Annotated in this window: 16 protein-coding genes, 3 tRNA genes and 1 riboswitch; of the genes, 16 read left to right on the top strand and 3 right to left on the bottom strand. The window is 72.3% G+C overall.

Going from position 1 to position 13,733, the window contains the following annotated elements; genetic code table 11:
- Positions 1–105 precede the first annotated feature (105 nt).
- The 8 genes from I598_RS08405 to I598_RS08370 all read left to right on the top strand — a co-directional run bounded on the left by I598_RS08405 (position 106) and on the right by I598_RS08370 (position 5,871).
- Positions 106–402, top strand: a complete 297-nt coding sequence (locus I598_RS08405) for a WXG100 family type VII secretion target (protein WP_068202575.1) — start codon at positions 106–108, stop codon at positions 400–402.
- Between the two features lie 79 nt (positions 403–481).
- A complete protein-coding gene (locus I598_RS08400; protein ID WP_068202574.1) occupies positions 482–766 on the top strand; it encodes a hypothetical protein in 285 nt (94 codons plus the stop codon).
- Positions 763–2,079 (top strand): hypothetical protein, encoded by a 1,317-nt coding sequence (locus I598_RS08395; protein ID WP_068202573.1) that lies wholly within the window; start codon positions 763–765, stop codon positions 2,077–2,079. Before I598_RS08400 ends, I598_RS08395 begins: the two co-directional genes overlap by 4 nt.
- Complete coding sequence (locus I598_RS08390; protein WP_068202572.1) at positions 2,069–2,677, top strand: hypothetical protein; 609 nt, start codon at positions 2,069–2,071, stop codon at positions 2,675–2,677. The genes I598_RS08395 and I598_RS08390 overlap by 11 nt, the downstream gene beginning before the upstream one ends.
- Positions 2,674–3,234 carry a hypothetical protein gene (locus I598_RS08385; RefSeq protein WP_068202571.1) on the top strand — a complete coding sequence of 187 codons (561 nt, stop codon included), beginning with the start codon at positions 2,674–2,676 and terminating at the stop codon, positions 3,232–3,234. Before I598_RS08390 ends, I598_RS08385 begins: the two co-directional genes overlap by 4 nt.
- Positions 3,231–3,950 carry a hypothetical protein gene (locus I598_RS08380; protein WP_068202570.1) on the top strand — a complete coding sequence of 240 codons (720 nt, stop codon included), beginning with the start codon at positions 3,231–3,233 and terminating at the stop codon, positions 3,948–3,950. Before I598_RS08385 ends, I598_RS08380 begins: the two co-directional genes overlap by 4 nt.
- Positions 3,951–4,028: 78 nt before the next feature.
- Entirely contained in the window at positions 4,029–4,922 is an 894-nt protein-coding gene (gene htpX / locus I598_RS08375) for a zinc metalloprotease HtpX (RefSeq protein ID WP_068202569.1), read from the top strand.
- Between the two features lie 49 nt (positions 4,923–4,971).
- Positions 4,972–5,871, top strand: coding sequence for a potassium channel family protein (locus I598_RS08370; RefSeq protein WP_068202568.1), 900 nt, complete (start codon positions 4,972–4,974; stop codon positions 5,869–5,871).
- 2 nt (positions 5,872–5,873) lie between these two features.
- On the opposite strand, the gene I598_RS08365 is transcribed toward I598_RS08370, so the two are convergent.
- The 3 genes from I598_RS08365 to rarD are packed head-to-tail and all read right to left on the bottom strand — an operon-like array spanning position 5,874 to position 8,197.
- Positions 5,874–6,743, bottom strand: coding sequence for an HAD hydrolase family protein (locus tag I598_RS08365; protein ID WP_068202567.1), 870 nt, complete (start codon positions 6,741–6,743; stop codon positions 5,874–5,876).
- Positions 6,740–7,234: a YajQ family cyclic di-GMP-binding protein gene (locus tag I598_RS08360; protein ID WP_068202566.1), complete on the bottom strand. Its 495-nt coding sequence runs from the start codon at positions 7,232–7,234 to the stop codon at positions 6,740–6,742. The genes I598_RS08365 and I598_RS08360 overlap by 4 nt, the downstream gene beginning before the upstream one ends.
- A gap of 24 nt (positions 7,235–7,258) precedes the next feature.
- Positions 7,259–8,197: an EamA family transporter RarD gene (rarD, locus tag I598_RS17855; protein WP_068202565.1), complete on the bottom strand. Its 939-nt coding sequence runs from the start codon at positions 8,195–8,197 to the stop codon at positions 7,259–7,261.
- A 157-nt stretch (positions 8,198–8,354) separates the two neighbouring features.
- Here rarD and I598_RS08350 point away from each other — a divergent pair.
- From I598_RS08350 to thiC, 8 genes are all read left to right on the top strand, one after another.
- Positions 8,355–8,436 (top strand) — tRNA-Tyr (locus tag I598_RS08350).
- 110 nt (positions 8,437–8,546) lie between these two features.
- Positions 8,547–8,619 (top strand) — tRNA-Thr (locus I598_RS08345).
- A 63-nt stretch (positions 8,620–8,682) separates the two neighbouring features.
- Positions 8,683–8,759: transfer RNA gene (locus I598_RS08340), tRNA-Met, on the top strand.
- 88 nt (positions 8,760–8,847) lie between these two features.
- Positions 8,848–9,018 (top strand): 50S ribosomal protein L33, encoded by a 171-nt coding sequence (gene rpmG / locus I598_RS08335; protein WP_068202564.1) that lies wholly within the window; start codon positions 8,848–8,850, stop codon positions 9,016–9,018.
- 27 nt (positions 9,019–9,045) lie between these two features.
- Positions 9,046–9,507, top strand: coding sequence for an FAS1-like dehydratase domain-containing protein (locus I598_RS08330; RefSeq protein WP_068202563.1), 462 nt, complete (start codon positions 9,046–9,048; stop codon positions 9,505–9,507).
- Positions 9,507–9,956, top strand: coding sequence for a MaoC/PaaZ C-terminal domain-containing protein (locus tag I598_RS08325; RefSeq protein WP_068202562.1), 450 nt, complete (start codon positions 9,507–9,509; stop codon positions 9,954–9,956). The genes I598_RS08330 and I598_RS08325 overlap by 1 nt, the downstream gene beginning before the upstream one ends.
- A 108-nt stretch (positions 9,957–10,064) precedes the next feature.
- Positions 10,065–11,513: a Tat pathway signal sequence domain protein gene (locus I598_RS08320; protein WP_068202561.1), complete on the top strand. Its 1,449-nt coding sequence runs from the start codon at positions 10,065–10,067 to the stop codon at positions 11,511–11,513.
- Positions 11,514–11,803: 290 nt separating this feature from the next.
- Positions 11,804–11,908, top strand: a riboswitch (TPP riboswitch).
- Entirely contained in the window at positions 11,904–13,655 is a 1,752-nt protein-coding gene (thiC, locus tag I598_RS08315) for a phosphomethylpyrimidine synthase ThiC (RefSeq protein ID WP_068202560.1), read from the top strand. Its footprint overlaps the riboswitch before it by 5 nt.
- Positions 13,656–13,733 lie beyond the last annotated feature (78 nt).

The following is a 13,733-nucleotide window of genomic DNA, read 5'->3' as shown; positions in this document are numbered from 1 at the left end:
TGGGGAGTACTCCCCATCGACGCCCCGGGCATCGGGTCAGTAGTCTCGACCCGACGACGGACCGACCACTCGTGGTCGGATCATCCACCAACGAGGAGCAATGTCATGGCGAACGTCAACGTGTCCTACGACGAGCTGCGGTCCCAGGCCGGCCAGCTGCGCAACGGCCAGCAGCAGCTGACCGAGATCCTGCAGACCCTGCAGACCCAGGTGAACAACCTGGTCGCCTCCGGCTTCGTCACCGACCAGGCCTCCGGCGCGTTCCAGACCTCCTACGAGGAGTTCACCACGGGCACCACCCAGGCCATCGAGGGCCTGGAGGGCATGGCCTCGTTCCTCGAGCAGACCGCCCAGACGCTGTCCGACGTGGACGCCCAGCTCGCGCAGGGCATCCGCGGCTGACGCAGGCACCATCCGATCGGCGGGACGGCCCAGCGAGGGCCGTCCCGCCGCTCGTTCCGGCACGTGACGGCAGGGAGACATGACCGATCTGAGGCTCGACACCGCGCTGCTGGTCGACACCGGCACCGGCCTGGACCTCGTGGCCGCCGAGTTCGACGCCGCGGACACGTACGCGGGCCGGGTCGCGGACGCCGTCGGCGACGACGAGCTGGCCGAGGCGATCCGTTCGTTCGCGGGGGACTGGAAGGAACGGCGCGCGAAGATGCGCGACTCGGTGGCGAACGTCGCCGAGCTCGTGGGTGCCGTCGGCGAGCAGTTCGAGGGCGTGGACTCCGACCTCGCGAAGTCGCTGGAGGAGTCATGAGCTGGGAGCCGCTGGCGGCGGCGAACCCCGTGCCGGGGGACCCCGACGTCTCGACGAGCGCCGCGACCTACTACGGCGAGGTGGCCGCCGCCATGGACGACGCGTGGGCGGCGCTCGGTGTCATCGAGGAGACGGACAGCTTCACCTCGGACGCCGTGGACGCGCTGCGCGAGAAGACGGACGACGTCCGCGCCGAGCTGCAGAAGGCGAGCACCCGGTACTCCGCAGTCGCCACGGCGCTGTCCACGTACGCGGTGGCGCACCGGCAGGCGCAGGACGACGCCGCGGCGCTCCTGACGCGGGCGCAGGAGGCCCAGGGGGCCCTCGACGAGGCCGAGCAGGCGGTCACCACGGCCCAGGGCGACTACGACGACGCCGTCACCACCGCCCGCACCACGGGCGAACCCGTCGACTCCGCGGCGAGCTGGATGCTGCGCACGCAGGTCTCCACCCGCGACACCGCCCGGACGTCGCTCGGCCTCACCGTGGGCGAGCTCGACGGCATCCTCTCCACGTGGCGGGCGGCCGCCCGGCAGGCCGCCGGAGACATCCGCGAGGGCGTCAGGGCCAGCGACCTGAACGACGGCTGGTGGGAGAAGTGGGGCTCCGACCTGGCGAGCTTCGTCTCGAAGTGGGCCGGGAAGATCGCCATGTGGGCGGGCATCGCCGCGCTCGTCCTCGGGTGGGTGCCGATCCTCGGGCAGGTCCTCGCCGTCATCGCGCTCGTGGCGACGGTCGCGGCGCTGGTCGCCGACATCGCACTCGCGTTGAAGGGCGAGGGAGACTGGCTCGGCGTCATCCTCGGAGTGGTGGCCATCGCGACCGTCGGTGTCGGAAGGATCGCCGGGGCTGCCGCCAAGTCCACAGGGCTACGAGGCCTCGCGCAGGGGGGTGCGCGTCAGTCCACCGTGATGCGGCGTCTGCCCCGGATCGGCAGCCCGGCCAACCGTGCAGCGGCCGCGTCGGCCTGGACCAACGCGCAGAGCGCCTTCCGCAGCGTCCTTGTCACGGCCAACCCGGTGTCGTGGTTCAAGTCGGGCATCGCCTCGTTCTCAGGTCTGCAAGGCCGTGCCTGGGTGATGAACTTCCTCGGTCACGGGGACGCCGCACGGGCCTACCAGGCGCTCCGAAACAGCAGTGCAGTGCCGCACTTCTGGAATCGGTCGGCGGGCCTCGCGAAGTCGCTGGAGGGCCTTGGCTCCTTGAACCCTGTCAAGTTCAGCGTACTGGCGGGAGTGCTCGTCCCCTACGGTGCGGACGCCACGCTCAACGGATACAACCTGGTGAAGACAGCGAGGAACAATGACGACTGAGATCGCGGTGCCACCCTGGGAGGACTACCCCGTCTTCACGATCCAGCCGCGTGCGGACTGGCAGTTCTGGCTTGCCGGGCTGAGCCCGGAGGGTTGGGCCGAGATCGCCGGGAAGGTGCCAGCTGGCGACGTGGACGCGACATCGGTGGTCGACGCCGTCCGCGCGGTCGACCAGCGCGCCGTCGGCGAGGAGCAGGTCTGGGCTGCCGGGATCTGGTTCCCCGAGTCGAACGGACGGCGCGCCACGGCCAGTCTGTTGCTGCGGACCTACGGCAGGCGAGGGGACGCGCGCAAGGCGGCTCGCCGCTTCGCCAAAGACGTCCGTAGGGCGCCGCGGATCCCCGGCGTCGACGTGCACGGCTACACGGTGGAGACCGGCGACGCAGAGTACGGTCCGCTCGTCGTGCAGTACATCGACACCTCCGATCGCGATGGCACGCTCATCTACACATGCCGGCTCAGCTTCTTTCCTCACTTCAAGGACGAGGTCGTCGTGCTGGACTGCGACACCCCGTACAGCCACCTCGTCGATGAGGTGCAGGATGAGCTCGTCGAGCTGCTGAACGACTCGGTCTACGCCACGGACGATCCGGAATGAGCTTTCCTGCTGACCCGCCGTGGCCGTCCCAGACCGTGACTGCGCTGTTCCTGATCGTCGTGGTCGTCTTCTTCGGCTGGTTCTGCCTGATGGGTGGGGCCCGTGTGCCGGCCGTCCGGGCCGTCCTGTCCGAGGCTGTCAGCGACTTCACGGAGAGGGTGTTCCGTGCCGGTGTGGGATGGGCGATGTTCTCTGCCGCCGGCGCGTTCGTGGTGGTCCAGCTGGCGACCGACGCCTTGCGGGAGACCGCCCAGGACGGGTTCGACGTGTGGTGGGCCGCGGGTCGCCCGGAGGAGTTCCCCGTGCCTCCTGATCAAGGGATCGGTGTGCTGGGCTGGATGGGTCTGGTGATCGTGATGGCGGCGGTCGTGTGGGGGATCGCCTACGTCCTGCACGGATTTCAGCGGTACGGGTCCGGCAAGCGGGCGGTGCAGGTCGGCGTGCTCCGGCTGGGGCTCGTGTCCCTGGTGGTCCTCGCCTACGGCGGGGTCCTGCGGTGGGAGGTCGGGCGGCAGCAGCAGGCGTGGGCCGACTGGATCGCGGTGTTCCCGGGATGAGCGACGTCCGGGCGCTGCCCACCGACCCGCTCGACACCGACCGCGTCGACGCCCACCTGACCGAGGAACGCGAGCCCGGCAGCGACGACGCCGTGCCAGCGCCCAGCAGCGAGCGGGTCGATCTCACCGAGGCGGCCGCCCACTGGGCGTTCGTGTACCCGAACGGCTGGTGGCCGGTCCCGCTGGACGATCCCGCGGCGATCGACGCGCGCGTGCGCGACGTCGTCGCGCAGCGCCTCGGCCGGCGCGACGACCGGGCCCGGGCCCGCCGGGAGGCACGGGACAACCTGGCGGCGGCGGCGCGCGGCGCGGCCGAGGCGGGTGCCGCCGCCATCACGGTGTTCGCGATGGACGTCGGCGACGTCGCGCTGACCGGCACGATGGCGGTGTTCCCCGTGGACGCCGTGGCGGGCGGCACCGACGAGCTCGTCGCCCGGCTGGCCGGGTCGTTGGTCGGTGCGGACGTGGACCGGCAGGAGCTCGAGGACGGCTGGGTGCTGCGCGCGGTGCGGCAGACGGAGGCCGAGCGCACGGACGCCGACGGCAACCCGGCGCTGCCGGAGCTCCGCGCCGACTACTGGACGGCCCGGCGCGGGCTGGAGCCCGTGCTCAACGTGTCCTTCACGACGCCGTTCGTGCCGCTGCGCGAGGCCATGCTGGGGCTGTTCGACGCCGTCGTGCTGTCCCTGCACCCGGTGGTGCGCACGCCCGCGTGACGCGAGCCGCTGCGCGCCGGGGGAACCGGGGACGTAGCCTGCGCGTTGCACGGGTGTCGTCACGGAAGGAGAACAGCGGTGGGTCGTCAGCACTTCAACGGGCTCAAGACGGTGCTCCTCTTCGGGGTGCTGTGGGCGGTCCTCCTGGGCCTGTGGGCGGTGTTCTTCCGCGGCAGCCAGGGCATGCTGTTCCTCTTCACCGCCCTCGGCCTCGTCGGCACGTTCGTCGGGTACTGGAACTCGGACAAGATCGCGATCAAGGCGATGCACGCCTACCCGGTCACCGAGCTCGAGGCGCCGGAGATGTACCGCATCGTGCGCGAGCTCTCCACCGAGGCCCGCCAGCCCATGCCGCGCCTGTACATCTCGCCCACCCAGGCGCCGAACGCGTTCGCGACGGGCCGCAACCCGAAGAACGCGGCCGTCTGCTGCACGGAGGGCATCCTGCGGCTCCTCGACGAGCGGGAGCTGCGCGGCGTGCTCGGGCACGAGCTCATGCACGTCTACAACCGCGACATCCTCACGTCGTCCGTGGCGTCCGCGCTGGCGGGCGTCATCACGTCGCTCGCGCAGTTCCTGCTGATCTTCGGCGGGGGCGACCGCCGCGAGGGCGGCAACCCGATCGCCGCCCTGGCGCTGGCGATCCTGGCGCCGTTCGCGGCGATGCTCATCCAGATGGCGATCTCCCGGACCCGCGAGTACGACGCCGACGAGGACGGCGCCCAGCTCACCGGCGACCCGCTGGCGCTCGCCTCGGCGCTGCGCAAGCTGGACAGCGGCACGTCCGCCGCGCCGCTGCCGCAGACGCAGCCGCTGGAGAACGTCTCCCACCTCATGATCGCCAACCCCTTCCGCGGCGGCGGCATGGCCAAGCTGTTCGCCACCCACCCGCCGATGACCGAGCGCATCGCGCGCCTCGAGAAGATGGCCGGCGGCACCGGGTTCGGCCCCGGTGGCATCACCCGCTACTGACCCGCCCACCCCGCGCGGGCGGCGGCGGCGTCTGGCAGGCTGACCAGCGATGTCGTCCGAGCCGTCCCTGCCGCTGAGCCTCGCCCGCCGACGGGCCGAGGTCGTCGGGCCGCGCCTGCGCCGCTGGGAGGACGCCACCGAGCGGCCGCTGGCCGTCGTCGGCGTGCTGTTCCTCGTCGCGTACGCCATCCCGATCGCGTTCCCCGACGTGGACAGGACCGTCCGCGTCGCCTGCCTCGCGTTCCTCGGGTTCACGTGGGTGCTGTTCGCCGTCGACTACGTCGTCCGCGTCTCCCTGGCCCGACGCCGCTGGTTGTACGTGCGCCGGCACCCGTTGGCGCTCGCCGTCGTCCTCGTCCCCGTGCTGCGGCCCCTGCTGCTCATCTCGGTGGTCGGGCGGCTCAACCAGCGCGGTCGGCGCCGCCTGCGCGGCAAGGTGGTGCGGTACGCCGCGGTCGGGACCACCCTGCTGGTGATCACGGCGTCCCTCGTCGTCACCCAGGCCGAGCGCTGGCGCCCCGACGCGACCATCAAGACCCTCGGCGACGGCGTCTGGTGGGCGATGGTGACCGTCACGACCGTCGGCTACGGGGACATGGCGCCCGTCTCCACCATCGGGCGCGCGATGGCCGTGCTGCTCATGCTCGGCGGCATCGCGCTGCTCGGTGTCGTCACGGCCACGCTGTCGTCGTGGCTGGTCGAGATCGTCACCGCCGGCCCGTGGGACGACGACGAGGTCGCCGACGAGCTCGACGCGGACGCCGTGACGAGCGGGGGCGACGACCAGGGCGGGGAGGTGCGGACGGGTGCCGCCCCCGGCCGCTTCATCGACGCCGGCCCGGGGTCGATGGTCGCCCCGGAGCAGGTGGCGCTGCTCACCGCGGAGCTGCGGGCGCTGCGCTCCGAGATCGCCGACCTGCGGCGCCGGCTGCCCGACGAGCCCGCCTGACCTCAGCGCAGCGCGAGCACGCTCTCCAGGAGGTCCGCGACGCCGTCGTCGTCGTTGCTCGCCACCACGGTGTCCGCGCACGCCAGGACGTCGGGGTGCGCGTTGGCGACCGCGACGCCGCGGCCCGCCCAGCGCAGCATGGGCAGGTCGTTGGGCATGTCGCCGAACGCCCACACGTCCGCGGCGTCGATGCCGAGCCGGGCGCTCCAGCGGGCCAGCGCGCGGTCCTTCGTCACCCCGGCGGGCAGCAGCTCGGCCAGCCCCGCGGCGCCGGAGAACGCCAGGTGCGCGCGGTCGCCGACGGCGGCCCGCACCGCCGCGAAGAACTCCTCCTGCGCGGGGTCGCGCACGTCGCCGCGCTGCACGTCGCCCACCCGGGTCGACAGGCCGCGCCCCGGGAGCACGGCGAGGACCTTCCCGACGGTGCCGGGCTCGTGCACGGCACCGCCCAGGGACTCCTCGACGGTCGCGGCACGCACGTGCGCGGGCAGCCCCGTCTCGTCCGGCGGGAACCACGGGTCGAACACCGGGCCCGACGTCCGCTCCAGGGCGAGCGCGACGCCGGGCACCGCGTCCCGCAGGTCCGCGGCCAGGGCGCGGACGTCGTCGTCGGCGAACCCCTGGACGTCCAGGGCCGTGCCGGACGCGAGGTCCCACACGGCCGCGCCGCCGAGGCACACGACCCGCCCGTGGTCGCCCACGCAGTCGGCGAGCGCGTCCAGCCAGCGCGGTGGCCGGGCCGTGACCAGCACGACCTCCACCCCGGCGTCCTCGACGGCGCGCAGCGCGGCCCGCGTGCGCGGCGAGACGGTGCCGTCCGAGCGCAGCAGCGTGCCGTCCAGGTCGGACGCGACGAGGCGGGGGAGCGTCACCGGTAGTTCGTGAACTGCAGCGCCACGTCGAGGTCGGCGGCCTTGAGCAGCGCGATGACGGTCTGCAGGTCGTCGCGGCTCTTGGAGGTCACGCGGACCTCGTCGCCGGTGATCTGCGTCTTGACGGCCTTGGGGCCCTCGTCGCGGATGATCTTGGTGATCTTCTTCGCGTTCTCGCTCGACAGCCCCTCCTTGAGGGCGACCGGCAGGCGGTACTCCTTGCCGGACGGCTGCGGCTCCTTGTCCTCGGTGTCGAGGACCTTGAGGGAGACGCCGCGCTTGATGAGCTTGGTCTCGAAGACGTCGAGGACGGCGTTGACGCGCTCGGCGCTGTTGGCGACGAGCAGGACGCCCTCGCCGGACCAGGCGATCGAGGCGCCGACGCCCCGGAAGTCGTAGCGCTGCGCGATCTCCTTGGCGGCCTGGTTGAGGGCGTTGTCGACCTCCTGGCGGTCGACCTTGGAGACGATGTCGAACGACGAGTCGGCCACGGGGTGCTCCTTGGGTGCGTGGGGTCAGGGTTCGGTGACCACCGTAGTCGGTCCGGCGGCGGCCAGGCGGGTGGCGCGGGCGGCGCGCGTGCCGTCCACGGTGAGGAGCACCAGGGCGACCCAGACGAGCCCGAACCCGACCCAGCGCACGGGGGACATGTGCTCGCCGAAGACGAGCAGCCCCACGAGGAACTGCAGGGTGGGGGTGAGGAACTGGAGCATGCCGACCACCGACAGCGGCAGGCGCCGGGCCGCCGCCCCGAAGAGCAGCAGCGGCACGCCGGTCACCACCCCCGCCGCGACGAGCAGCAGGGCGTGCCCGGCGCCCTCCTGCGCGAACGTGGAGGTGCCCTGGGCGACGAGCCAGCCGAGGTAGGCGAGGGCGAACGGCGTGGCGACGGCGGTCTCCGCCGCGAGGCTGGGCAGCGCCCCGACCGTGCGGCCCACCCGGTTCTTCGTCAGGGAGTACAGGCCGAACGAGAACGCGAGCACGAGCGAGACCCAGGGCAGCCCGCCGACGCCGGTCGAGAGCACGACGACGGCGGCCGCGCCGGACCCGAGCGCGAACCACTGGGCGGTGCGCAGCCGTTCGCGGAGCAGCACGACCCCGAGGAGCGTCGTCACGAGAGGGTTGATGTAGTAGCCCAGCGCCGCGTCGAGCACGTGCCCGGACAGCACCGCGTACACGTACGTGGCCCAGTTGACGACGATGAGCACCGACGCGACGGCGAGCACCGCGAGGGTGCGCGGGCGCCGCACGACGTCCGCGAGCTGCCCCAGGGTGCGGGTGGCCGCGAGCAGCACCAGGCAGAACAGCAGGGACCAGACGATGCGGTGCGCGATGATCTCCAGCGCACCGGCCGGCTTCAGCAGCGGGAAGTAGAGGGGCATGGCGCCCCACAGGAGGTAGGCGCCCAGACCGAGGGGCAGCCCCCAGCGGTCCGCGGCGGGAGGGGTCGTCACCCGCGCAGGATATGTCCGCCCGGGGCGACCGACACGGTGGCCGCGGGACGGCGCACGGGCGTCCCGCGGGCGTGAGCAGGGCCACGGCGGACCGATTTCCACCTGGGCGCGAAGTGCCGCTATGGTTGTCCACGCAAGGTCGTTCGCGGCCCTGCTAGGCAGGTTGCCCGAGCGGCCAAAGGGAGCTGACTGTAAATCAGCCGTCATCGACTTCGGGGGTTCGAATCCCTCACCTGCCACCGCACGGAACGCCTCGATCCGCGGTCGAGACGCTCCTTGCACCAGGAGAAGGTGTGACGCACACCCGGATTTCGGAAGAGGCCCGGGAGCGTGTAGAGTCTTCTCCGCTGCCCCGATAGCTCAGTCGGCAGAGCGTCTCCATGGTAAGGAGAAGGTCAAGGGTTCGATTCCCTTTCGGGGCTCTGTGACATCACGCGAGACCGTCCACCGTACACGGACGGGCGGTCTCGCGTTTCGTCACGCGCGGCGGGGTAGCTCAGCTGGTCAGAGCGCACGACTCATAATCGTGAGGTCGCGGGTTCGAGCCCCGCCCTCGCTACCAACAGGCATCACATTCGTCCGACGGCCGGCGTCGGACCGACTTCCTTGACTTGCGTTGCGCCTTCCGGGGGCGCGAGAGGTGACACACCATGGCTTCCAAGAGCGCGGACGTCCGCCCGAAGATCACGCTCGCCTGCGTGGACTGCAAGGAGCGGAACTACATCACCAAGAAGAACCGCCGGAACAACCCGGACCGTCTCGAGATGGCGAAGTTCTGCCCGCGCTGCGGCAAGCACACCTCGCACCGCGAGACCCGCTGACCTTCCGGTCCAGAGCACCCCGACGTCGTGGCGAACCCTGACTTCGCGGGCCGCGAGTACCCGGCCTCCGCGCCGTACTCCGTCGGTCGCGAGAAGATCCGCGAGTTCGCCACGGCCGTCGGCGCCGCACACCCCGCGCACCACGACCTCGTGGCAGCGCGGGGTCTCGGCTATCCGGACGTCGTCGCGCCCCCGACCTTCGCGGTCGTGATCGCGCAGCGCGCCGAGTCGCCGTACGTCTCCGACCCGGCCGCCGGGATCGACTTCTCCCGGGTGGTGCATGCCGACGAAGGCTTCACCCACCACCGGCCGATCGTCGCCGGGGACGAGCTGGTCACCGTGCTGCACGTCGACTCCGTCACCCAGCGGTCCGGGATCTCCATGGTGAGCACCCGCTGCGAGATCTTCGCCGCGGACGACGCCGGCGCCCCCGGCGAGCACGTCGCCACCGTGACGTCCAGCCTCGTGATCCGCCCCGAGGAGTCCTGATGACCGTCACCGGGCAGACGCCGGGGCAGAGGCCCTCCCTGGACGACCTCGCCGTCGGCGACGTCGTGACCACGGGCACCGTGGAGCTCGAGCGCGCGAGCCTCGTGCGCTACGCGGGTGCGAGCGGTGACCTCAACCCCATCCACTGGGACGAGTCGTTCGCCACCGAGGTCGGCCTGCCCGGCGTCATCGCCCACGGCATGCTGACGATGGGCTCCGTGGTGGGCGTCGTCGTCGACTGGGTCGGCGACCCGGGCGCGGTCGTGAAGTACGGGACCCGGTTCACCAAGCCCGTCCCGGTGCCGCCGCGCGGCGCCGCGACCGTCGAGGTGTCCGCCGCCGTCGGCGCCCTCGACCCGGAGGCCGGCACCGCCCGGATCGACCTCACCGTGTCGCACGACGGCGCGAAGGTCCTCGGGCGCACGCAGGTCGTCGTCCGGCTCTCCTGAACCACCCTCTTTCTCGTCCGGATCTCTTCACATCCTCGAAGTGACACGAGTAACCTGACGTCGACGACGCCCTCACCGTGGAGGCCGCCGCACATCGAAGGAGATGTCATGACCGGACCGGACCTCCAGCACGCCGACACCCTCCCGCCCGCGCGCGGTCTCAGCCGCCGCGGCGTCCTCGTCGCCGGCGCGGGCACCGCGCTGATCGCCGCCACCGCGGGCACCGCCTCCGCGAGCCCGGTCGCGACGGGCCGCCACCCCGGACGCCCGGGCACGCCGTCCGGCACCTCCGGTTCCGTGCGCCGCGCCCACGACTTCCTCGACGTCATGACCAACGCCTACCCGGCGGTCAACCCCGGCCCGCGCCTCGCGCAGTCCTACGCCGACCAGCTCGGGCTGTTCTCGACCGCCTTCGTCTACGACGTGGCCCTGACGATCTGCGCCTCCCTCACCGGCGGCCGCACCGACGTGGCCCGCGCCCTGGCCGACGGGCTCGTCTTCGCCCAGGAGCACGACCCCGCCCACGACGACGGTCGCCTGCGGCAGGGCTACAACACCGGCCCCTACACGTTCTACGACGGCAACCCGCAGCCCTACGGCCTGGAGCTGCCGGACGGGACGGCCAACATCGGCTGGCAGTTCGGGTTCCTCGGCACCGCCGTCGGCGACATGGCGTGGCCCGGGATCGCGCTGCTGCACGCGTACGCCGCGACCGGGGTGCGGCCCTACCGGGACGCCGCCGTGCGGATCGGGGAGTGGATCGTCGAGAACACGTGGTCGACCAGGCCGCTCGGCGGCTTCTCGTTCGGCGTCGACGGCGGGAACGTGCCCGTCCCGAACGGCTCGACCGAGCACAACGTCGACTGCGTCGCGTTCTTCCGGCTGCTGCGCGCGCACGCCGGCGGCCGCCGCTGGGCCGACGCCGCCGAGCACGCCCGCGAGTTCGTCGACCGCATGTGGGAGCGGCGCGGCGGCTACTACTACACCGGCACGAACGACGGCGTCGAGATCAACCGCGACCCGCTGCCGCTCGACCCCCAGACCTGGGGATGGCTCGCGCTGCGTAGCGACCGCAACGCCCGTGCCCTCGACTGGGCGGCGTCCGACCTCGCGACCCGCGACGTCGCCGGGCGGGGCGTCTCTCAGCTCCCGGCGGGCGTGACGATCTCCGGCGTCACGTTCTCCAGCGCCAGCCTCACCTCCACGGCGACGTACAACGGGCTGCCCGTGCACCCCGACGGCGTCTGGCTGGAAGGCACCGCCCAGCTCGCGTGCGCCCTCGTGGACCGCGGTCGGGGACGGTCCGACGCCCGCCGCGCCGACGCCCTGCTCGACCAGGTGCGCCGCGCCCAGGACCTGGTCGGGGCCGGCCAGACCGTGGGCGGTGCGCCGCTGCCCGCACGCTCGGGCGTGGTGGCGGCGTCGAGCCTCATCGACTCCGGCTTCGGGTTCGGCTACTTCCAGGCCCAGCACACCGGTGCCACGTCGTGGTACCTCATGGCGCAGGCGGGTGCCAACCCCCTCCAGGTCGGCGGCCTGCGCCCGTCGCGCCGCTGACGGCCCGCCCCCGAACGGCCGCCCCGGCGACCGCCGACACTGCAGAACCTCACGCATCAACGCTGGATGCGTGAGGTTCTGTTGTGTCGCCCGGGCCGACGTCGTCGCACCTCACCCGTCGCCGGTCGATACGTGAGGCCCCGCAGCACGGGCGGCCGCCCCGGCGCGAGTCAGCGCAGGGTGTCGCGAGTCAGCGCAGACCGGCGCGAGTCAGCGCTGGGCGCCGTCGAGGTCCGGTAGCGGCCCGGACCCGGACGACCCGCCGCGGACCTCCCGTGCTACGTTGTCGTGCGATCCCACGGGTGCCCTGGCAAGGGCTGAGATCGGACTGCTGCCGTCCGGACCGTCGAACCTGACCGGGTCATGCCGGCGTAGGAAGCAGGAGCACACATGGAGCACGACGTCGTCCCCGCACGCGCACTCGCCTACGAGCGGTGCGAGCACTCCGGCATCACGGTGCCGGTCACCGAGATCACCCTGGCGGACTCCCCGGACGGGACCCCCAACCCGCCCGTGCGGGTCTACCGCACCGACGGCCCGGGCGGCGACCCGGTCCGCGGTATCCCCGGCCTGCGCACGCCGTGGGTCGCCGAACGCCGCGACACCGAGACGTACGAGGGTCGGGGCCGCAGCCTCGCCGACGACGGTCGTGGCGCACGACGTCGAGGCGCGGCGTCGGCGGAGTGGCAGGGCGAGGCGCGACCCCCGCGCCGGGCGCTGCCCGGGCGCAAGGTCACGCAGATGCACTACGCCCGCCGGGGCGAGGCCACGCCGGAGATGCGGTTCGTCGCCCTGCGCGAGGGGGTCGACGTCGAGCTGGTGCGCAGCGAGGTCGCCGCGGGCCGCGCGATCATCCCGAACAACGTCAACCACCCGGAGTCGGAGCCGATGATCATCGGCCGGGCGTTCACGGTGAAGGTCAACGCGAACATCGGCAACTCGGCGGTGCACTCCTCGATCGCGGAGGAGGTGGAGAAGCTGCAGTGGGCCACGAGGTGGGGCGCCGACACCGTGATGGACCTGTCCACCGGCGACGACATCCACACCACGCGTGAGTGGGTCCTGCGCAACTCTCCGGTGCCCATCGGCACGGTGCCGATCTACCAGGCCCTGGAGAAGGTCGACGGCGACGCGTCGCGGCTCACCTGGGAGATCTACCGCGACACCGTGATCGAGCAGTGCGAGCAAGGCGTCGACTACATGACGGTCCACGCGGGCGTGCTGCTGCGGTACGTCCCGCTCACCGCGAACCGGGTGACGGGAATCGTGTCGCGGGGCGGGTCGATCATGGCGGGCTGGTGCCTGGCGCACCACCAGGAGAACTTCCTGTACACGCACTACGACGAGCTGTGCGAGATCTTCGCGGCCTACGACGTCGCGTTCTCCCTCGGCGACGGGCTGCGACCGGGATCCATCGCTGACGCCAACGACGCCGCACAGTTCGCGGAGCTCGACACGCTCGCCGAGCTGACCAAGCGGGCCTGGGCCCACGACGTGCAGGTGATGGTCGAGGGGCCGGGCCACGTCCCGTTCCACCTGGTGCGTGAGAACGTCGAGCGCCAGCAGGAGCTGTGCGAGGGCGCCCCGTTCTACACGCTCGGGCCGCTGGTGACGGACATCGCGCCCGCGTACGACCACATCACGTCCGCCATCGGTGCCACCGAGATCGCCCGCTACGGCACGGCGATGCTCTGCTACGTCACGCCGAAGGAGCATCTCGGGCTGCCGAACCGCGACGACGTCCGCACCGGCGTCGTCACCTACAAGATCGCCGCGCACGCCGCCGACCTCGCCAAGGGTCACCCCGGTGCGCAGGCCCGCGACGACGCGCTGAGCAAGGCCCGCTTCGAGTTCCGCTGGCGCGACCAGTTCAACCTGTCCCTCGACCCGGAGCTCGCCGAGGAGTACCACGACGAGACGTTGCCGGCCGAGGCCGCGAAGACGGCGCACTTCTGCTCGATGTGCGGGCCGAAGTTCTGCTCGATGCGCATCTCGCAGGACATCCGCGACGAGTTCGGGGACGCCGGCGCCCAGCAGGCCGTCGTCGGGATCGCCCAGGAAGGGATGGCCGCGAAGTCCGCGGAGTTCCGCGCGGCCGGGGGCGAGGTCTACCTCCCCACCCCGACGGTCCCCGCTCGCTGAGCAGGCAACACCGCCCGCCCGCCCCGCTGCCCGCCCGGCGCCCCCCGGCCGGGCAGCACGGGCGACCGCGCACGGCCT

The organism is Isoptericola dokdonensis DS-3, assembly GCF_001636295.1.
Taxonomy (GTDB): Bacteria; Actinomycetota; Actinomycetes; order Actinomycetales; family Cellulomonadaceae; genus Isoptericola; species Isoptericola dokdonensis.
The sequence above is the reverse complement of the archived record's forward strand: the minus strand, read 5'-3'. Positions and strand labels throughout refer to the sequence as shown.